A 20,520-nucleotide genomic window follows, 5' to 3' on the forward strand; every position below is an offset into this window, starting at 1 on the left:
GACAGCCGAAATGATTTTTTTATCGCGGCTCTGCCGCCAGCTTCACAGACGTTCTGACCTGTTCCCAGACCTTCCGCAGCCGCTCCTGCTGGCCGCTCAAATGCCACCACCCGGCTAACGCTTCAAAGCCCGTTGAAATTCGATAAATCTGAACGTCGGTATGCTTTGGAACACTGCCGCTTTTGAAATTGCGTCCGCGGCGGAAGATTTCTTCCTCCTCCTCACTCAGCTGGCCGGCATCATGCAGCTGCTCGTAAAACCGCGCCTGAGCTTTCGCACTGACAAACTGAACGCTTAAGCGCTGCAGATCCTTGGCGCGGCCATACCCCAGCTCCACTAAATATTCCCGCACAAGCAGCGACCACACGGCGTCGCCGATATAGGCCAGCGTACTTCCGGACAATTCGTTGAGCTGCATTACATCAGCCCTCGCTCGATCAAAATCGCCCGCTTTGCATCCGCGGCGGCAAAATCTTTTTCCGCCTTGGCCGCATTCCACTGCGCGAAAACCTCTTTGTCATCCTCGCTCAGCTCCACCTTTGGCAGACGAATGCCCAAGATTTCCAGCATCGCTTCCAGCGCCGCGGTTTGCGCGCCGACCTGATCCCACTGGATTTCCCGCTGACGTAATGCCTGATTCAATTTTTTCACCGTTTCAAAAATTTCCGCATATCCATTCGGTGTGTTGAGATCATCGTTCATCGCGGCAATAAACCGCTGCACCGCTTCTTCATCGCGGCCGCTCAACTCAGCACCTGCCAGCTGGCTCTTAATATACGCCTGCTTCATTGGCATTCTGACCTTATCCAGCTCCTTGCGGGCCGTTTCAATCGTTTCATCCGAGAAGTTCAGTTCCCCGCGGTAGTGCACGCTCAGCATCAGCCAGCGCACCAAATCGGCACCCAACTTTTCAATGACATCTTTTGCCCAGGACACATTGCCCAGTGATTTTGACATTTTTTCACCATTGATATTGATCATTGCATTATGCAGCCAATAACGGGCAATCGAATTGTGGAAAAGTGCCTGTGATTGGGCGACTTCATTTTCATGATGCGGGAAGCGCAGATCCATGCCGCCGCCGTGGATATCGATCTGATCGCCGAATTCCTTATGGATCATCACGACGCATTCTGTATGCCAGCCCGGACGGCCTTCTCCCCAAGGAGACTGCCACTTAATCCCCATATCGGTTTCTTTCCACAAGGCAAAATCCAGCGGATTTTCCTTTTTGGCGTTTTCTTCAATCCGCGCACCGACCTGCAGGTCTTCCAGATTCTGCTTCGAGAAAGTACCGTAGGAAGGAACGCTGCTGACGCGGAAATACACATCGCCGCCCACGGCATAAGCATGACCAGTGCTGACCAGTTCGTCGATGAAGTGAATGATTTCATCCATCGTTTCCGTCACCCGCGGGGTAGCGTACAGGGTTTCAGTATTTAGACTTTCCCGAACCTTTTGGTAGGCTTCGATATACCTTGCTGAAATCACGCCCTCCGGGACGTTTTCCTCATGCGCTTTCTTGATGATCTTGTCATCCACATCCGTGTAGTTGGACACATATTTTACCGTGTAGCCCTGTGCCTCAAATAACCGGCGCAGCGTATCGAAGACAATGATCGGCCGGGCATTGCCGATGTGGGCATGGTTGTAGACCGTCGGTCCGCAGACATACATGCTGACCTCATTCGGTTTGATCGGCTGAAATTCTTCAATTTTCCCCGACAGGGTGTTGTAAAGACGTATACTCATTTCTGTTTTCCTCCTTTAATCCAGCTTGTCCCTTCGGACCTTTGACCAGATGCTTTTCCACAATGATGAAAATCCAGTTTTCCACAAAAAAAGCATCTCCCGTCAAGAGACGCTTTCCGCGCGGTTCCACTCTTCTTGAACAGAAAGACTTCTGTTCCGCTCATTCTGCCGTTAACGCCGGCTGCGGCCATCCTACTTCTTTTCAGACCGGCCCTCCAAGAGGCATTCATCCCGGCGCTCCCTGGTCTTTTCACCTGCCAGACCTTCTCTTTGCGAAGCCTTCCCGGATTACTCGTTCTCATCATCGGTTTTCCTTTTTTATTCTACCACTTTTTATTCAGAATTTCCCGTTTTTTCATCGCATACTCGGACTCAGATATAATTCCTTCGTCTGCCAGTGCTTTCAGCTTTCTTAACTGCTCCGCCGGATCCCCCTCCGCTTGGGTTTCTTGTTCCGGTAATGTTTCAGTTATGATTTCATGTTCGGCAATGCCGCCGCGCTTGAACGCGAAGAGCCCGTAAAGGATGCTGATTGTTCCGCCGATCAATCCAAACCCCATGAAAAACAGGCCCGGATTCAGCGATGGACCGCCAAAGCCCATTCCCATCGAATCATGAAAACCAAGCATTGAGGAAGCAAAAATTCCAAAAACAATGAAGAGAATCCCGCCGACGATGTTGCCCATCGCGCCTGAACGTGTGCTGCGGATTTCGGTTTTTCGTTTCATGTTATCGCCTAACCTTCCGTTTTAGATCCATGATCTGACTTTCTGATTAAGCTCAGTATACCCCAAAATTTGCCCTGGATCAACTTTAGCTTAGGCCTGATAGCGCTGACTCAATCCGATTTACAGAGTTTTATTTTCCTTGATTGCACCCTTGCGCCATTTCAGCTGCAGTTTTTCGATCAAGCCTGTCTTATAGCGCAGCGACAGATACCCTACAAACGACATGATGAACGCGCCCAGACAATCGACAATCAGATCCTTCATCGTATCCATTAAAGCCGCCCGACCGATAAACGGCGTCCCGTTTTCCAGCATGAACTTCTGCATGTTCAAATGCAGAATTCCATCAAATGTGAATTCATAGATTTCCCAAAAGACACCTAATGTCACCGCAAAGCAAAAAGCAAACACGGCGACGAACACCGGCGAAAGATTCATCGGAATCTTTTCCGACTTATTCAGAATCGTGACGAAGGAAAAGCCCAGCGCTCCTAACATTCCGCCGCTGAAAGTATGCAGAATCGTATCCCAATGCGGCACATTGTAATAGAATGCCCGAACTTCCCCCAAATAGATCGCACAGTACAGAAAGATGGCATACAACAAAAGCATGTAGCTGGGAATCTGGATCTGGATTTTATGTTCGATAAAGTCCGGCAGCCGCATCGCCACCACGCCCAATATACACTGCACCAGCATCAGCACGTAGTCGCTCTTGACACGCACATCTTCGGCCATGGCCTCAGAAGGCGCCAAAACAATCCGAATCGTTAAGAAGATGACAGACAAAATCATCGTGATAAAGACAAAGTTATAAATAAACGAATTCCAGTTGAATCTTTTCTTCATGCGTTTTCCCTCTTTCCAAACATATTTCCTATTTTAATCGGGGTCCCTGCGACTTGCAATCTTTTCTCTTCAATTGTATTCAAAATCGTTCAACTGTCAAAATTGAACTCCTTCTTTACTGAGCTTTTGCCGTATCCGCTTTGCCGCCGCGACAAAAAACAGAAACCACAAGTTCTAAAAGAACCTGCGGTTTCTGATCTCCGATTGGATTGATAAAAGAAATTTATTCGGCTTCTTCTTTGCCGCGCCGGCGGCTGCGGCCGGCTTTTTTCTTCTCTTCCAGCATTTTGTTGAAGTTGACAATGCCGGTTTTTGCGGTTTCTTCCAGCTGGTCCACCGAAACCTCGCCGCCCATCCGCAAGCCCAGACATTCCATGACCATCGGCAGATTCATCCCGGTCAGCACTGTGACCTTCTCATTCAGCACAAAAGCAGACTGATTGCACGGCGTGCCGCCTAACAGATCAGCGAAGACCAATACGCCTTCTCCGGTATCCACTTCCGCAGCCGCTTCCTGCAGCCGCCCGCGGAAGTCTTCCGGATCGTCCTGGGTATTCAGTACCAGCGCTTTCATCTGCGGGATGTTCTCGCCAAAGAAAATCTCCGCGGTTTTTAACATGCCCTCGGCTAACGGACCATGACTGATTAATAAAATTCCCTGCATTTCTACCTCCTCGCAGTCTTATTGAAAACTGCCTCCATTTTGCGTACTTGTTTCTTGGTTATTGAGTCTTATTTTCCAGAGCTGTGATCATCTTGTTTTAGATCGGGATGGATCAGTCCGCCGATGACTTCCACGGCCAGTTGGATCTGATCGCAATCCACCTGCACATCGAATTTACCGCCCGGCATTTCACAGGTCATCGTCGCGGGATCCGCCGTACTGATCAAAATACCCTCGTTCCAGCTGCGGATCAAACTGTCGTCATTTTCCTGCAAACTTTGCACCATCAGCGACGGCCAGTTTTCAGCAAGCGCTTCCCGCAGCCTTGTCTGTTTGCCTTTCAGCATCGCACAAAGCGCTTTTTCCCGCCCCAGCTGATGGATGTAAACCAGTCTTGCCTGCGGAAAATTCTCACGCAGCTGCCTGAGTCCCAATTCTGTTCCTGTTTCTTCCAGGAAACAGAAAGCAGCCGGTTCTTTCCGGTATTGCCGGGCGCATTCCAGAAGCGCAAACATCGCCGCGTTTTTCCCGGCGTTGCCCGCGGTCTGCCACCGCCCCAGCCAGAAGGCCAGCAAAAACACGCCGGCTGCCAGGACAAACAGATACCACCGCCCTTCCTGTTTGGTCCCCGCGATGCAAAGCAGCACGCCCATGCTGGCTAACAGCACCGTCAGGACCAAAGATACCGTCAGATTATCCAGCTGATTCCGGCGGTTTGCCGACTGGTTTAATAGCTGTTGGCGAGCGGGAATCAAGCGGGCTTCCCGCAGATTAAAATCGGCGGCGACAATAACCTTGGCGTGTGAGGGATCGCCGCCCAACAGCAGCTGTCCATGGATACCCTTTTTTCCCATCAGCGTCACCCGGTATCCCAGGGCGCTGAACATTTCACTCAGCTGATACAGCGTGCGTTTTTTCTGTTTCGGACTCTTGCGCCGCGCCATCCTTTGCGACAGCACCAGCAGCCGTTCCTTCATGTTATCCTGCCCATCCATAGCGATTCTTTCCTTTCCCAGTGAGAAAAGGCCGACAAATACCGTCGGCCCTGTTCATTAAAACTTTACGAGATCATGAACCATTTTTTTGTTATATTCCGGGGAAATCTGATGCGTGAGCAGAACACCATGATCTTCCAGATAACGGAACGCTTCCTTATCTTTGTCATCGACAAACAGGCATGCTTCCGCTTTGACCTTATTTTCATTGTCTTTAGCGTACATGCCGCTGATAACGATCTCCGGCATGGAATAACCGAGCTTCACAAGCTCCACGGCGTCAAAGATCTCTTTAAACACGACCATCACGCGGTAGTCTTCCAGCTCATCGCCGGTTAATAAATCATAAGCATCCTCCGGGGAAACGGCGTCGACCTCCGCATTGAGCGCCGCCAGTTCCAGCAGCATGACCTGCGTCGGATCATTCGCCGTTTTTTCGTTGACCACCACAAATTCCTCGATGTTCAGCGCCCGTGCAAAGTTACTGACCTGACCATGCAGCATTCTTCCGTCCAGCCGATACTGAATAACTGCCATATTTTATTTCTCCTTTCAAATCGTAGTGTTTCCGCCCTTGAATCTCCGCAATTACAGAATCAGGGAAATGATCAGCGAGAAGACAAAGATTAAACCGACCAGTTTCAAAGAAGAAATATTCTTCTTATACAGCCAAGCCAGACAGATCGTCAGCGCTAACGGCGCCAGACCCGGAATAATGTTGTCCAATTCCTGCTGAATATTTAAGACGTAATCGCCGATCTGGATCGCGCTGGTCAGCTTAAAACCAACCCAGGACGGAATCAAAGCACCGACCGCGGTCATGCCTAAGATCGTCGCGCTTTCCATCAAGCGATCCAAAATTCCGGATTTATTCATATCACGGATAACTTTCATACCGTTTTTATAGGTATAGAAGAATCCGAAATAGGAAATACCGAAGTAGTAAGCGTTGCCTAAGACAAAGAATAAGATTGCGCCGAAGATCGATCCATTCATCGCGAAGCCGGCCGCCAGCGCACCGATAATTGCTTCAACCGTCGCGCGCAATGAATCACCGATGCCCGCCAGCGGACCCATTAAGGAAGCCTTAATCGTATTAACAGAATCTTCTAAAGCCGACCGTTCTTCACCCTGCGGCATATTGGCGATCTGTTCTTCCTGCGCACAGTTCATGCCCAGGGTAAAGCCCATCCATTCCGGCGTTGTGTTGTAGAACGCCATGTGACGCTTCGCCGCTGAGATCTGATCTTCTTTATTTGGATATAATTTTTTCAGAACTGGTGCCAATGCTGAGAAATACTGCAGTGTCTGGAAACGTTCGTAGTTGATCGTCACCATTGGGAAGCAGGAGAAGCGTAAGAAGACGCCCATCAGTTCCTTGCGGTCTAATGAAATGATCTTGTTTTCGTTCATCGGTTGTTCCATTCTGTTTTCAGTCATTACATCGCACCTCCTTTTCTCCGTTTACCCTGCGGGCCGAAGAAGAAGACGAAGATCGCCATCGAAACGCCCAGCAATGCGATCGCCAGCAGTGAACCGCCGAATACAGCACACATAACAAAGCCTACGATAAAGAACGGAATGTATTTGACTTTATACATCATTGCCAGCAGCATGCCGAAGCCAAGCGCCGGAAGCATACCGGTTGCGGCTGAGAGCCATTCAGAAATCCAAACCGGCATATTTTCGTTGACCATCGTAACAAAGCTGGACCCGAAATAGATGCACAGGAAGACCGGAATGAATTCGGTGATAAAGAAGACCAGCGAACCCACCAGCTGCAGCCGCGTCATCTTCTTATAATCTGCGGTTTCCGCATACTTATCCGCAATGTGCATCAGCGGTGTATTGATCGTCCACGCTGCCATACGGCCTAACTGACCCATGACTGAAACCGGAACGGCGATCGCAATCGCGGTTTCCATTTCAACGCCGGTAATAATGCAGAGCGCTGTCGTAACCGTAGTCGCTGTCGTAGCATTGACCGGAATCGCCGCACCGACACCCTGGACGCCCATATAAACCAAAGTCAGCGTACCGCCGATAATAATGCCCGTTCTTAAATCCCCCAAAATAAGACCGACCAAAGCGCCGCAGACGACAGGTTTGGTTGTCTGCAAGTTGACAAAGCCATAGTTTGTCCATCCAAAGAATGCACAGACAACAGAAACAAATAAAGCATATCCTAGTCCAATATTCATATTGTACCTCCTCTCTAGGATTTACTTTCATTCCCACTCTCGCTTTTTGTTTTCTCAACCTCCTATTCTATTTAATTCAGCCGGCAGATTCGCCATGCCTATTTCTTGATATAATCAACAAATCGTTTTGTAATGCTCATTGGATTGGTAATCGCCGTACCGACAACGATCACATCCGCACCGCATTCATAAGCTTTCTTCGCTTCTTCACGCGTCCAGATCCGACCTTCCGCATTGATGAAGACATCCGGGAATTCTTTGCGGATCTGTTCGATGAGTTCAAAGTCAGCGCCTAGCGCATAACGGTCCAGACTGTCCGCCGTGTACCCGGACAAGGTCGTAGAGATGATATCGGCTCCGGCCTGAACGCAAAGACGGGCATCGTTGATCGTAGCGATATCGGCCATGACCACCTGATCCGGATATTTTTCCTTGATTTCCCGAATCAGCTCATAGGCTTTTCGGCCGTTGCAGTTGAGGCGGTCAGTCCCATCGACAGCAATGATGTCGCTGCCGATTTCCCGCAGCACTTCAACTTCCTTCATCGTCGGTGTGATATACACGTCACAGCCCTCAGTTTCGACTTTCCAAATCCCGATCATGACTTTATCCGGGAAGGCTTCTTTGATCATCTGAACGTTCTCCGGCCGGTTTGCCCGGAAGCCGGCGCAGCCGCCGATCGCCGCGGCCTGAGCCATGCGGGTCATTTCTTCCGGTGGATTGAATGGATTTTCTTCCTCATTGGCTTGGCAGGAAACGATCAGTTTTCCTCGAATCTGTTGAAAAATTTCCTCTTTGTTCATAACGGCTCCTCTCTCTTTTTTGTGTCCGCAAAGGTACACCTTTATAAAACTTATGCAAGACAGGAAAGAACAGAACTAAAACAGGTAAAAATTAAATCGTTTATTCACCTTTCTCGCGCAAATGAAGGATATTTTATCTATTTTCAATTTGAAAGCGCTTGCGTTTTCAACTGGTGATGTTATAATAAAAACATGAAAGCGCTTTTATAAAGGTGTACCTTTATAAACAGGCAGACAATTTCAGCTATTCAAGGGAGGGAATAGCTGTTTTTGTCTTCCATGCCAACGTTTGCCAAGGAGGAATTAAACGTGAATTATGGCTATGCGCGAGTCTCTTCTAAAAGTCAGAATCTGGATCGTCAAATCGAAGAATTAAAAATGTTCGGATTGAGCGAGGCCCAACTCTATGTTGATTGCCAGAGCGGCAAGGATTTTGATCGTCAAGCTTACCGCCGGTTAAAGCAAGTCCTGCAACCGCAGGACTTGTTGGTGATAAAAAGCATCGATCGGCTGGGCCGCAATTATCAGGCCATCCTGGAGGAATGGGCGGATTTAACCAAGCGTCTGGAAGTCCAGATTGTCGTGTTGGATATGCCTTTGCTGGACACCCGCAGCCGTCCGGATAATCTGGTCGGCTGTTTCATCAGTGATCTTGTACTCCAGATCCTCAGCTTTGTCGCTGAAAATGAGCGGATCAACATCAAAACACGGCAGGCTGAGGGCATCCGGATTGCCAAAGAGAAGGGCAAGCATTTAGGCCGGCCGCGCTACATCCCGCCGAAAAATTTCAGCGAAGTGGCCGCCTGCTATCTGCGTCATGAATGTACGCTTCAACAAGCTCTGGATCAGCTGCAAATAAAAAAAGTACGTTTTATAAATACATCCGGAACTACAATGCAGTATAATTAAATCAGGAATTTGGATTGAACAGCGGAATCCGTTGTGAATCATAGAAAGAGGATTGTTATGAAATACAGAGAAAAAGGCAAAATCCCGGCAAAGACTTCGCTGCTGGGCTTCGGCTGCATGCGTTTTCCAGTCACCGAGGATGGAAAAATCAACCGTCCGGAGACGATGAAAATGCTTGATTATGCCTATGAACACGGCGTCAATTATATCGACACGGCCTATCCGTATCACAACTTTGAAAGTGAAGTCGTCGTAGGCCAGTGGGTCGCCACCAAACCTCGCGACAGTTTCTACTTAGTCACCAAATCCCCGACCTGGATGTGCAAGGACATCGCGGATTTTGATCGGATTTTAGATGAACAGCTGACCAAGCTGCAGACATCTTATGTTGATTTCTATCTGCTGCACGCCCTGAGCCGTGAGCGTTGGGAACACATTCAGGAAATGAATCTGATTCCGCATTTAAAATCCGTGCTGGAAAGCGGCAAGGTTCGCCGGATCGGTTTCTCATTCCACGATGATTACGAAGTGTTTGAAGAAATCCTCAATGCTTATGACTGGGATTTCTGTCAGATTCAGTTCAATTATATGGATACCGACATTCAGGCAGGTCTGCGCGGTTATGAGCTGGCCAAATCCAAGAACATTCCGATAACGATCATGGAACCGGTCAAGGGCGGGATGTTAGCCGATGTTCCGGAAGAAATCAAAGCGGAATTCCGCCGTGTCCATCCGGATTGGAGCGATGCTTCCTGGGCGCTGCGCTGGGTCGGCGATCACGATAATGTGCAGACTGTCCTTTCCGGCATGAGTACGCTGGAACAGGTCATCGACAATGTCAAAACCTTCAGTGAGATCGAACCGCTCAGCACAGAAGAACTGAATACAATTGAACAGGCCCGGCAATTATTCCAGGCTCGAATTCAGGTTCCTTGCACCGGCTGCCGCTATTGCATGCCATGCCCATTCGGGCTGGATATTCCGAAAAATTTCCGGCTGCTGAACACCGCGCATGTCTACAATGTTCAGGCCGCCCAAAAAGCCGGTTATGATGCTATGGAGATTACGGAAAAAGCTTCGCATTGTCAAAAATGCGGCGCCTGCAAGACGAAATGTCCGCAGCATATCGACATCCCGAACGAGATGAACAAAGTCGTTCAGGAATTTGAAAAATAACTGAATATCAGGGCAGACTGTTTCGGAGCTCTCTTCCGGATCAAGTCTGCCTTTTTCTTTTTTCCGGAGTGCGTTATAATGAGAAAGGAATAAACAAGAAAGAGGAATATACCATGAGTCTTTTAGGGATCTCTCTCTACCCGCATCTGCAGTCAGAAGCGGTGATGAAACAACAATTAGATTTAGCGGTCACACTGGGCTACAGCCAAGTTTATACGACCGTTCAATCGCCGCAGGCCTGGAGTGCACCCAACCAGTTAAAGGCACCGTTTCAATGGCTGATCAGCGAGTGCCGGAAGATGGGCCTGACGCTGCATGTGGATATCAATCGACGGATCATGGATCAGCTGCATGCGGAACCCAACGATCTGTCTCCTTTTGTTCATCTGGGAATTCGGATTGTACGGCTAGATTTTGGATTTGAGGAAGATCACGAGCTGGTCGCTCAGATGACCTGCAATGAAGACGGTGTGTTGATCGAGGACAATGCTTCGATGCAGGCGGAACCCATCAATCGGATCAAAGCGATTCAGCGTCATGGCAATCTGGAAAATTACGTCGCTGTCCATAATTTCTTCCCGCATCCGGATACCGGAATGTCGTTTATTGACACGTATAAAAATGCGAAGCTGTTTAAGGCCTGCGGGATCCGCACCGGTGTATTCATCAATTCGCTGGATGCCGACAATTTGTTGTTTGCCTATGGCCACGGCTTATGTACTGTGGAAAATCATCGTTACAAACCGGCTTATTTGAGTGCTGGGGAACTCACGGCAACCGGTATGTTCGACTACATCTTTTTTGGCGATGGCAATCCTTCGCGGACAGAGATGGAACAGGTTCAGGAAATTGTCCACAACCATTGTGTCTGCGTACCGGTTTACTTTAACTCCAGCCTGGATACGGACCTGCGCCAAAAGCTGTTGAACATAGTCTTAAAGTCGCGCAGTGATCAGCCGGAATTTATTTTACGGGCAACTCAGACTCGCGGCCTGGGTTCAGTTTGCGCTCAGCCCGTTTCTGATCGCGATAAATTGTGCATCACGCTGGACAACGAGCTCTCGGGCAAATATGAAGGGGAACTGCAGATCGCATTGAAAAGCATGCCTGGCGTTGAATACACCAATGTCATCGGTCAGGTTGACATGTTGGCAGAAAATCTGATCTCCTTAATTCGCTATGGCAAAGTAGCCTTCCGGTTAGTCGAAGCGGAAAAGATTCAAAACGCCACTGTAGCCCAACACGAAAACTAATCTTTCATTCTGATCCTCGATGATCAGAAAGATGCATAGTTTAACGGCTGTAATGTTTTCACTGTGCTGATTAGGCTGGTCATTTCCTATTACTGCGCTTTGTTTAGAAGTGCTGCTGTCTAGTTAAAAATTATTCTTTGATCTGGATAAACGAATAAGTGTAAATCATGAATGGAGTTTATTTCTTCATTGTCGGTCTGATGGTAAACTTAGTCGTTTTATTCTTTACTTCAGGAACGGGCAACTTTTTTTGCAGGTCTTTCTATGATCTTTGCATTCATTTTATTAACTTTATGATATTCCTGCCACGAAGTACAAAAAAAAGAGGATAACTCGGAATAAAGCGCTTATTTAAAAAATAGAAATGAGGATAAGGACTAATTCTAATCAAGAACACGAATTAGTCCTTTTTCTTAACAAGGATCCTTAAATATCCTCCAAGTGTATTGCAGCGGCGATTAGACAAAAAAGCGGCCGTTCCCACTTTGATTTGCAAGAACAGCCGCCAACGAGCCTTTAATTATTAATTTTTATCGTTCATTTTATTAAAATAAAAGCATAGATCCAAGAATTTACTGCAAATCCTCCAATACCGACTGCGCACAGAGTCTGCCAAACGTAATGCCGGCAGCTACCGGATCATTGCCCATCAGTTTATTATCCGTAACTTCCCCTGCACCATATAAACCTGGGATTGAATGACCTTCCGTATCCAACACCTGCGAACGCAGATTAATTGTCACCCCTCCGCGGGTATGATGAACACCCGGGAAAACCGGTACGGCATAAAACGGAGCCGTGTCAATCCGGCTGCGCATATCCGTGCGGCCGAATTCTTCATCATTTTGATGATCATAGTATCTTTGATAATTCGTAACGGTTTCATTTAACGCTGCAGGATCAACGCCGATTTTTTCAGCCAGATCTTCAATGGTATCCGCTTCTACTGCATATTTCGGATTGCAGGCCAGAGATGTTGAATCCATGATCGCAAACGCTTTTGACCCAATCGCTTTTTCCGCTTCTGAAACCTCCGTATAATTCGCCATTTCATTGGCAAACCGTTTGCCGGTTGGATCAACAAGAATTCCACCTTCATAGCGGACGCCGCTGACGGACATCGTTGTTCCGTGATCATCATAGAATGTTGGATTCAACGTCAGCTGATCCATGTTGCTTAAAGCTGCTCCGGCTGCCTCGGCCATCAAAATGCCATCCCCCGTTGTCGCTGCCGTATTGGATGTCGTTCCTCCTGCCCATTCAGGAGCATATTGCTGAAGCATTTCCTGGTTTGCCGCAAATCCGCCGCTGGCCAGAATGACTGCCTGAGCATGAATGATGATTTTCCCCTGTGCGTCTTCTGCTTCCACGCCAACTACTTTTCCATCTTCGAGGATCAATGAAGTTGCCGGACATTCCGTCCGCAGATCGACGCCAATCTGTTGATTCAGTGCCGTCAGCTTACTGACAAATTGAGCTGGGAACTTAGTCCCCTTCTCATCCACGGCATAGATTTCCCGACCGTTGACACGCGTCACTTCAATTCCCAGTGTATCCACTGCCCATTCCGCGGTCGGACCTGAATTTTCCGCAAACAGCTTGGCAAACTCCGGATCTGTACCTTCAGTTTCCATCAAAAAGTCAATTTGATCCTGCTGGGTATAAACATCTCCCATCGCTTCCTGCATTTTCGTACTGTTGGCCGCAAAGAATCCGGCCAAAGCAGTATTCCCGCCTGTCATCGCGCGCTTTTCCAGCAGCACAACCTCATGACCTCCCTGCTGGACAAAATAAGCCGCGGTCAGCCCGGCTCCGCCTGCTCCCACGACAACAACGTCCGTGGTTTCTTCCCGAACTTCAGTTTGTGCAGAGGGTGTATTCAGATCCTCTTGATTCGGCGCGGCGGCACAGGCGGACAATGCTAAAAGCAAAGCCAGTCCCACCGTTTTTTTCATTTTCTTCATTTCCTTACCTCCTGTGGTACAGCATAGCATTTCCCTTCCGGCAGAGAAATAGTAAGAATTTCAAATGTTTTTTCCATACTTGTCAATCTGTACAATGTTTCATATAATGAACATGATTTCTTTTTAACATATTGATTTTTGCTTGGATAATATCCAAAAACAACGTTAAGTTTTGTTCATTTATCCAGGAGGAAGAAGATGGAACATCCTTTATTTGATTTACTGCTCAAAGGTGCAGAATTTTCCGAAGTCCTTGACAAGGCTGAAATGGTCCTTGGCAATCCTGTTGCCTTTATTGATACCGCGCAGAATGAAACAACACGCTCCGTCCATTATCCCCGAGAGGACATGGAGGATAAAGCTTACCGCCGAAAACAGATCAGTGATGAAGAATATCAAAAGGATACGGATTATGTCACCGCTTTATCCCGTACCGGTATTCCGCAGGTACTCGTATGGCCGCACATTCGCCGCAAACGCCTGATCTGCGGATGTCTGGTTTATGGCCGGCATGTCGGCGGCATTCGTTTGCCCGACATCGGCAACCGTCTGGAAGATATGGATATGGATTTAGTTCAGGCTACAGCAAGACTGATTGGTATGGCTTATGTTCTGCGCAATACACGAAGCGAAGGTGAAAATTGTCTGTGGAATTTGTTAAATAATAAACTGGATGCTTCTTTGGTGGATCTGCATACGATGTTCTCCGCTTCCATCCCCACCTGGAATAACCTCTGCCTCTTATGGTTCATCCCTGAATATTATCCCGATTACACAAGCAACCTGCCGCTTTATCAACAAGCCTTTGCCGGACTATCCACCTGCATGACGAATTATGATCAGGGTTTTGTCATTTTAGCCGGCGCTGAAGAATTGCGGTCGCATCAGCCTCAATTAACACAGTATTTAAAAGATAATCGACTGACCGTTGGCGTTGGAAGTCCGGGGAACACCCTAACCGCATTGCAGCGTTCGTATGATCAAGCCCGCTGCAGCCTGCAATTTGCAAAGCAAACCGGAAGACTGGGGTTAGCCCCCTTCAGCGAATATCAGCTGAATTATTTATTATCCCTGATTCCGTCTGAACAAACGGCTTCACTTCTCGATAACAGTCCTTTAGCGGCGATGGAAATCTGGGATCAACAAAATGGCACCGAGTATTTGAAAACTGTTCAGGCGTTTCTGCGCTGCAATGGCAATATCAAAGAAACCGCCGATCTGCTAAGCGTACATAAAAATACGGTATTCTATCGAATCAGTAAACTTCGTGAAGAACTCAATCTGGATCTGGCGGATACGGAAACATTAAGTTTATTAAACTGTCTGTTCATTTTGAAAACACAGCGCTGCAATCAAGAAGCGTAAGCGCTGTTTTTCTGCCGCCTGCTTTGGATAACGGCAAAAATCTGTTCTCCAAATATAGATTCAAAACAACAAGAAAATGATACTGCGCATCATTCAAAAGTCAAAACCGCCTAGAATCTCACTCTGTTTCTTGTCCGGTGGGGAAACCCAATCTCTGATTCCTGCCTACTCTTGTTCTGCTTTCAAAGCTCAAGTCTTTCGCGAAGGTTTTTCCCTTCCAGTCTGTTTACGGCTCACAGTTCTTCAGTTTCACTCCGATCCTAAAAACTATCCTCTATCCTGTGATACCCATCCGAATCCGATTGAAGAACTGTGATGTTTTACTGTTCATGATTCAATTCCTTGGACTGCCGCTAAATGCACAGTACAGCCCAGCTTCCGGTTGAGATAATGATATACAAACGCCAAGGCGGAAGCAACGCAATTGAGCTTACTTCATGATTTTCTTTTTCTAATCGAACTTTCCCATTAAACAAAAAATCAATTCCCGGCTTTCAATGTCAGGAATTGACCTTTTTACTTTTTTGATCCAGCTTACAACAGAATCTCTGAATCTGAATGGACATCCAGCTCCAGTTCAACAACCGTGTCTTCTAAGACAAATGGTTTTTCTTCCTGCGGCAGATAGAAGCTGTAAATGGAATCTTTCAAAGCCATCCAGTCGGCCATCTTCATCGTCCAGATTTCATCCTCCGGTTCGACAATCCCTTTGCGGATCAGTGCGGCTAACTCACTGTCAGAGAAACTGCCGTCCTTTTTGCCGTCTTTTCGGCGTACATACCAGCGGTTATTCGTTTCCATGATTTCCCTCGCTTTCCGGCTGTGAATCTCCGCCTTCCCCTTCGCCGGCCGGCGTTGTGGAAGGTTCCGTAGTTTCCGATGGGGTTGGCTCCGGCGTGAGTTCCGGCGTCGGAACCGGCGTCAATTCCGGAGTAGGTACCGGCGTCGGGGCAATATAATTGTAATTGGTGACGGACTCCACGGAGTTCTCGTACAGCGTACTGTTGGATCCGGCAACAATCGTGATCGTCACCTGCTTGCCGTCTTCAAAAGAACTGTTCGGAAGCGTGACGGAAGTGCCGCTGACCTTTTCGTGATAGCCGCTCTGGTTAGTCACGCTGACTTCATAATAATCGGCGTTTTCCACCGCATCCCAGCTGATTCGGACATTGTTGGCATCCTGGCTGATTTTGACGTTGGCCACGGAGGCGAGGGTCACTGACGGCGTAGCGGTCGGGGCAAAGTAATTAAAGATCTGCGTTGCCGGTTCTGACGGTTTGACGTTGTTTTCGCGTGAATTGGCAACAATACTGAATGTCACCTGTTTGCCATCCTCAAACAAATTACCGTTTAAGGATACAGAAGTCCCGTCCACTTTGGCGGAATATTCCTTTTTCAAGGCCGCGGATACCTCATAGTAATCCGCATCCGTCACTTTATCCCAGCTGATTTTGATCTGATCTCCGTCCTGGATAATCTTGATATTCTTCACGGCTTCCAGCTGTTTTTCTTCTTCACTGCCGCCGTTCATTTCACTTTGACCACGGCTGTTGTCGCCGGCCGCAACCAAACTGCCGTTTTTCAGTAAGCCAACGGAATGGTTCTTGCCCGCCGCAATTGCGATCACGTCTTTCCACTCCCCAACTTCCAGCCGGCCATATTCCTTGTCGCCCTCGGCACTCACTGTGCCGTCGCTGCTGAGCATCAACAGATGCTCAGATGAAGCTGCCGCCATTGTAATCTTAGACGGCGTTTTAGCCGGACAGACGCCGGTTTTGCCTTCGATGCAGTCCAGACTGCCGTTCTTAGTCAGAATTAACAGCGTATCCCCACTGATGACAACATTCTGAATATCGCTGAGCGTGGAAACGTCAGCCTGACTGCCGGCAATCAGCACTTTCCCTTCCTGGGTAATTCCAACGCTGATGTTGGCTCCGGCAGCAATTTTAGCGACATCTTTCCATTCCGACACTTCACATTGCTTATTGCTGTTGTCGCCGGTACAGACGACTGTGCCGTCCTTCTTTAAACCCAAGGTATGATGATCCCCCGCCGCAATCGCTGTGATCCCGCTCCACTCGGCGACCTCTGTCTGCTTCTGTCGGGAACTGCCGGCGGCGACAACCGTTCCGTTTTTCTTTAAGCCGACACTGTGCTGCGCTCCGGCTTTGATCGAAGTGATATTGGCCCAGCTGCCAACGTTGATCTGACCCTCGTCATTGCTTCCCTGGCCTTTGACGGTTCCATCGGTATTCAAAACAAGGGTAAATTCACTGCCGGCCGCAATGCGGTTCTCTGCGGTCATGATGTTGGTTACTTCCTCTTTTTTCCCACCGCCCAAGCTGTTGAAAACCAGGATGAGAAGCAGCACGACGAGCCCCAGGCCAGCCGCTGCCCCGATCAGCTTGGTCTGATTGTTCTTTTTGGACTTCATCGCTTGCGGCTGAGGCCGATTCGCGCCGGCTCCCGCTGCCGAATGCACCTGTAATTCCGGCTCCTTAACCGCCCTCAGCGGTTTGGTTTTTTCCAAATCCTTCACAGCCGGAATCACCCGGGTCTGTCCCAGATCCGGCTGCGGCTGAATTGGCTCCTTCATGCTTATCTCCGACGTCGGATACTCTTCCTCCGTTTTTTTCATAAAGGGAATATCTAATGTTTCATGAACATCTTTCTCCGGCAGTACCGGCACCTCATTACGGATCATCTCATCCAAACTGATGTGGAAAGCGTCCGCCAGCAGAATCAAATGGTCAAGATCAGGAATCGCTCCCCCGTTTTCCCAAGCCATATAATCCAGAACCGAAACCTCGGCTTTCTCGGCCGCGGCTTGTTGAGATAAGCCGTTATATTTTCTCAGCTGTGTTAATTTCTCAGGCAGCTTATTCATAAATCAGCGCTCCTTTCTCTTCGTTTCTATAAAAAGGGTCATAAAAATCCATTAATATCATCCCTGTTTTTACGCCGATTGTCAACCGTTGAGCCAGGCAAAGTCCAATATTCCCGTGGATTTCCAGCAATCTTTTGCCAAAGTTTCCCGCTAATCCTCGGAAAAAGTCAGCTTTGTGCTGTCGATGGCTTTGTTTCCTTTCCCCTGCGCTTAACCTTTCTGTAGGTATCCTGCCGGCAGGCTGATCTGGATGAAGCTTTCTTGATGGGATTGATCGCTGTTTCTTCCCACTCTGTTTCAACATGAAATTTTCGCAAACAAAAAGGACATGACCGAAGTCACATCCTCGATTGAAATTCTGATCCACTTTCTGTCTGCGGACAGACTGCCTTATCCTTTTCAATTTCAGCGGCAAGGCTAGAAAAGCTTATTCCGCCGAGAGATTGGAGCACACAAAGATCTGCGGCTTCCGGCTCAGCTTCAACTGACCCTTTTCGACAATCACCGGCTGATTGTCGATCAGATTGACAAATTCACCTTCCACCTTTGTTAATGGAAGTTCCCCTTCCAGACCGCGGACATTAAAGATTCCAAAAACCCGGCTGTCTTCGCATTGATATTCGCAAACCAAGACTTCCTGCGGGTTATCGTGCAGAATAAACTGCCGATGTGTACCCATGAAGTCCATACGGCGGATTTCATTCAGACGGCGAATCAGCGCTTCATAAGCCGGATCCAGATGCGTCCAGTCGACCGGATCCTTCGTAAATAAGCTTGGCTGATGCGTATTCCAGGCTTCCTGTCCGGCATAGACAAACGCCGTGCCCTGTGCAAAGAACGAATACCCCACCCAGTTCAGGATTTTATCGTGATCCTGCGTATAACTGGCAATCCGCGGCTGATCATGATTTTCCAGAAACCGCAGCTTCAGGAAATTAGCCGGATAGCGCCACTGCTGATCACGGACAGCCTGCTTGTATGGCTGCAAAGAAGATTTTTCAGATACCGCCGCTTTGAACTGATCATAGATGTCATAATCATATAAGCAGTCAAACGCCGTATATAATTCACTGTCGGTTGCCACCTCAAAGCCTTCTGAACGCAGGGCGCGGATGAATTCCGGCTCCACGCTTTCCGCCAGCCAGAAATGATCCGGATTGATCTTCGCCACAGCTTCTGCCGCCTGCTGCCAGAACGAAACCGGCACCAGACTGGCCACGTCGCAGCGATAGCCATCAACGCCCAGCTTTGCCCAGTAACAAAGCATATTGATCATTTCCTCTCGCAAAGCCTCACAGCTATAATTCAAATCGAGGATATCGGTCCAATCCCCAACCCGGTTGCCAAAGTTGCCGTCTGGCTTATGATAATAATATTCCGGATGCGTTTGGGTAAACGGATGGTCATACGCCGTATGATTAATCACAATGTCGATCATGATCTTCATATGATGATCATGCGTTGCCTGAATCAGCAGCTTGAATTCTTCCAGCGTTCCATATTCCGGATTGATCGCCCAGTAATCTGAAATTGCATACGGACTGCCCAGATCGCCTTTGCGCTGCTGGACACCGATCGGATGAATCGGAAGCAGGTAGAGGTAATCAAACCCCATCGCGGCAATGCGGTCCAGATCCTTTTCAACCTCACGGAAAGTCCCGGATGGAGCATAATTGCGGACAAAGACCTGATACAGACTCAAGCTGCGGTCTTTTGCCGTCGTTCGCTTTGACATGCCTTATTCCTCCTAATGATTGATCGCAATTCCGGTTTCTTGATCAAAGAAATGCAGCTTCGTCACATCCATCGCCAGCTTGATTTCATCCCCGGCCTTGACATCGACGCGGGAAGATACCTTCGCCAACAGCTCCTGCGGTCCAAAATGCCCGTGGAGAATAAATTCATGACCCAGCAGCTCGCAGACTTCCACTTTGAAATCAAACGGGGTGTCCGGGAATGCTTCCGCCACAATGCCTTCATAATGAATATCTTCCGGGCGGATGCCCAGCACGATTTCCTTGCCGATATACGGCTTCAGATCATCCTTGAACATTTCCGGAATGTTGAAGCTGCGGCCGTCAATTTCAATTTTGCCTGCTTCTTTGCATACTCCGTTTAAGAAGTTCATGGCCGGTGAGCCAATGAAGCCCGCGACAAACATGTTGGCCGGATAGTTGTAAATCATTTTCGGCGAACCGATCTGCTGGATATAGCCGTCTTTCATGACGACAATCCGGGAAGCCATCGTCATCGCTTCGGTCTGATCATGGGTAACATAAATTGTCGTGGCGCCCAGGCTTTCATGCAGCTTGATGATTTCCGTACGCATCTGCACGCGCAGCTTCGCATCCAGATTACTCAACGGTTCATCCATCAGGAAGACTTTGGCATTGCGCACGATGGCGCGGCCTAAGGCAACACGCTGGCGCTGGCCGCCGGACAGCGCTTTCGGCTTACGTTTCAGATACGGCGTGATTTCCAGAATTTCCGCCGCATGCCGGACACGCTGATCAATTTCTTCTTTCGGCATTTTTTTCAGTTTCAGACCAAAGGCCATGTTGTCATACACCGTCATGTGCGGATACAACGCGTAGGACTGGAAGACCATCGCGATGTCACGATCTTTCGGCAGCACGTCGTTCATCTTCTGCCCATCAATGTAAAGCTCGCCGGAAGTGATTTCTTCCAGACCAGCGATCATCCGCAGCGTCGTCGACTTGCCGCAGCCGGAAGGTCCGACAAAGACGATAAATTCCTTATCCTCAATTTCCAGATTGAAGTCAAATACCGCCTGTACCTTATTGTCATAAATCTTGTTCACGTTCTTCAATTGTAAATTTGCCATATTGTTTCCACCTCTGATTTGATTATATCGGTTTTCTTCATTTCTTTCCTGTGCACACTGCACAAATCTCATTATTTTATTTTCATCTCTGAACTCTTTATTAGATCGACTATCCTCCGACGCTTTCCT

Annotated in this window: 20 protein-coding genes and 1 other annotated feature; of the genes, 4 read left to right on the forward strand and 16 right to left on the reverse strand. The window is 48.4% G+C overall.

Annotated elements, in window-relative coordinates; genetic code table 11:
• Positions 1-19 precede the first annotated feature (19 nt).
• The 10 genes from BN162_RS12080 to BN162_RS12130 all read right to left on the reverse strand — a co-directional run bounded on the left by BN162_RS12080 (position 20) and on the right by BN162_RS12130 (position 7,992).
• Positions 20-418, reverse strand: a complete 399-nt coding sequence (locus tag BN162_RS12080) for a Mini-ribonuclease 3 (RefSeq protein WP_020225373.1) — start codon at positions 416-418, stop codon at positions 20-22.
• Positions 418-1,746: a cysteine--tRNA ligase gene (gene cysS / locus BN162_RS12085; protein WP_040452026.1), complete on the reverse strand. Its 1,329-nt coding sequence runs from the start codon at positions 1,744-1,746 to the stop codon at positions 418-420. The genes BN162_RS12080 and cysS overlap by 1 nt, the downstream gene beginning before the upstream one ends.
• A 108-nt stretch (positions 1,747-1,854) precedes the next feature.
• Positions 1,855-2,066, reverse strand: a binding site (T-box leader).
• A 9-nt stretch (positions 2,067-2,075) separates the two neighbouring features.
• The gene (locus BN162_RS18015; RefSeq protein ID WP_020225376.1) at positions 2,076-2,480 is read right to left on the reverse strand and encodes an SHOCT domain-containing protein; all 405 of its coding nucleotides are present in this window, start codon (positions 2,478-2,480) and stop codon (positions 2,076-2,078) included.
• Positions 2,481-2,600: 120 nt separating this feature from the next.
• On the reverse strand, positions 2,601-3,329 hold the full coding sequence (locus tag BN162_RS12100; protein WP_020225377.1) for a DUF2238 domain-containing protein: 729 nt from the start codon (positions 3,327-3,329) through the stop codon (positions 2,601-2,603).
• 223 nt (positions 3,330-3,552) lie between these two features.
• Entirely contained in the window at positions 3,553-3,993 is a 441-nt protein-coding gene (locus BN162_RS12105) for a PTS sugar transporter subunit IIA (RefSeq protein WP_020225378.1), read from the reverse strand.
• Between the two features lie 68 nt (positions 3,994-4,061).
• Positions 4,062-4,988, reverse strand: a complete 927-nt coding sequence (locus tag BN162_RS12110) for a hypothetical protein (RefSeq protein WP_020225379.1) — start codon at positions 4,986-4,988, stop codon at positions 4,062-4,064.
• Between the two features lie 57 nt (positions 4,989-5,045).
• Positions 5,046-5,525 (reverse strand): PTS sugar transporter subunit IIB, encoded by a 480-nt coding sequence (locus BN162_RS12115; protein ID WP_020225380.1) that lies wholly within the window; start codon positions 5,523-5,525, stop codon positions 5,046-5,048.
• A gap of 51 nt (positions 5,526-5,576) precedes the next feature.
• Positions 5,577-6,428, reverse strand: a complete 852-nt coding sequence (locus tag BN162_RS12120; protein WP_020225381.1) for a PTS system mannose/fructose/sorbose family transporter subunit IID — start codon at positions 6,426-6,428, stop codon at positions 5,577-5,579.
• The gene (locus BN162_RS12125; RefSeq protein WP_020225382.1) at positions 6,428-7,189 is read right to left on the reverse strand and encodes a PTS mannose/fructose/sorbose/N-acetylgalactosamine transporter subunit IIC; all 762 of its coding nucleotides are present in this window, start codon (positions 7,187-7,189) and stop codon (positions 6,428-6,430) included. The genes BN162_RS12120 and BN162_RS12125 overlap by 1 nt, the downstream gene beginning before the upstream one ends.
• Before the next feature lie 98 nt (positions 7,190-7,287).
• Positions 7,288-7,992, reverse strand: coding sequence for an N-acetylmannosamine-6-phosphate 2-epimerase (locus tag BN162_RS12130; RefSeq protein WP_020225383.1), 705 nt, complete (start codon positions 7,990-7,992; stop codon positions 7,288-7,290).
• 309 nt (positions 7,993-8,301) lie between these two features.
• On the opposite strand from BN162_RS12130, the gene BN162_RS12135 reads away from it, so the two are divergent.
• The 3 genes from BN162_RS12135 (at position 8,302) to BN162_RS12145 (ending at position 11,330) form a co-directional block, all read left to right on the forward strand.
• A complete protein-coding gene (locus BN162_RS12135; protein ID WP_020225384.1) occupies positions 8,302-8,901 on the forward strand; it encodes a recombinase family protein in 600 nt (199 codons plus the stop codon).
• Positions 8,902-8,958: 57 nt separating this feature from the next.
• Positions 8,959-10,077 carry an aldo/keto reductase gene (locus tag BN162_RS12140; RefSeq protein WP_020225385.1) on the forward strand — a complete coding sequence of 373 codons (1,119 nt, stop codon included), beginning with the start codon at positions 8,959-8,961 and terminating at the stop codon, positions 10,075-10,077.
• A 113-nt stretch (positions 10,078-10,190) separates the two neighbouring features.
• Entirely contained in the window at positions 10,191-11,330 is a 1,140-nt protein-coding gene (locus BN162_RS12145; protein WP_020225386.1) for a MupG family TIM beta-alpha barrel fold protein, read from the forward strand.
• A gap of 572 nt (positions 11,331-11,902) precedes the next feature.
• On the opposite strand, the gene BN162_RS12150 is transcribed toward BN162_RS12145, so the two are convergent.
• Entirely contained in the window at positions 11,903-13,294 is a 1,392-nt protein-coding gene (locus tag BN162_RS12150) for an FAD-dependent oxidoreductase (RefSeq protein ID WP_020225387.1), read from the reverse strand.
• A gap of 198 nt (positions 13,295-13,492) precedes the next feature.
• On the opposite strand from BN162_RS12150, the gene BN162_RS12155 reads away from it, so the two are divergent.
• On the forward strand, positions 13,493-14,659 hold the full coding sequence (locus BN162_RS12155) for a PucR family transcriptional regulator (protein ID WP_020225388.1): 1,167 nt from the start codon (positions 13,493-13,495) through the stop codon (positions 14,657-14,659).
• 534 nt (positions 14,660-15,193) lie between these two features.
• Here BN162_RS12155 and BN162_RS12160 read toward each other — a convergent pair.
• Genes BN162_RS12160 through BN162_RS12180 form a run of 5 tightly spaced genes read right to left on the reverse strand, consistent with a single transcriptional unit; the run spans position 15,194 to position 20,391 of the window.
• Positions 15,194-15,460, reverse strand: coding sequence for a DUF4339 domain-containing protein (locus BN162_RS12160; RefSeq protein ID WP_020225389.1), 267 nt, complete (start codon positions 15,458-15,460; stop codon positions 15,194-15,196).
• Positions 15,447-17,546 (reverse strand): helix-turn-helix domain-containing protein, encoded by a 2,100-nt coding sequence (locus tag BN162_RS12165; RefSeq protein ID WP_020225390.1) that lies wholly within the window; start codon positions 17,544-17,546, stop codon positions 15,447-15,449. Before BN162_RS12165 ends, BN162_RS12160 begins: the two co-directional genes overlap by 14 nt.
• Entirely contained in the window at positions 17,539-17,913 is a 375-nt protein-coding gene (locus tag BN162_RS12170; RefSeq protein ID WP_020225391.1) for a hypothetical protein, read from the reverse strand. Before BN162_RS12170 ends, BN162_RS12165 begins: the two co-directional genes overlap by 8 nt.
• A gap of 60 nt (positions 17,914-17,973) precedes the next feature.
• Complete coding sequence (locus tag BN162_RS12175; RefSeq protein WP_020225392.1) at positions 17,974-19,281, reverse strand: alpha-amylase family glycosyl hydrolase; 1,308 nt, start codon at positions 19,279-19,281, stop codon at positions 17,974-17,976.
• A 12-nt stretch (positions 19,282-19,293) separates the two neighbouring features.
• The gene (locus tag BN162_RS12180; RefSeq protein ID WP_020225393.1) at positions 19,294-20,391 is read right to left on the reverse strand and encodes an ABC transporter ATP-binding protein; all 1,098 of its coding nucleotides are present in this window, start codon (positions 20,389-20,391) and stop codon (positions 19,294-19,296) included.
• Between the last annotated feature and the right edge of the window lie 129 nt (positions 20,392-20,520).

It is taken from the genome of Holdemania massiliensis AP2 (assembly GCF_000327285.1).
Classification (GTDB): Bacteria; Bacillota_I; Bacilli_A; order Erysipelotrichales; family Erysipelotrichaceae; genus Holdemania; species Holdemania massiliensis.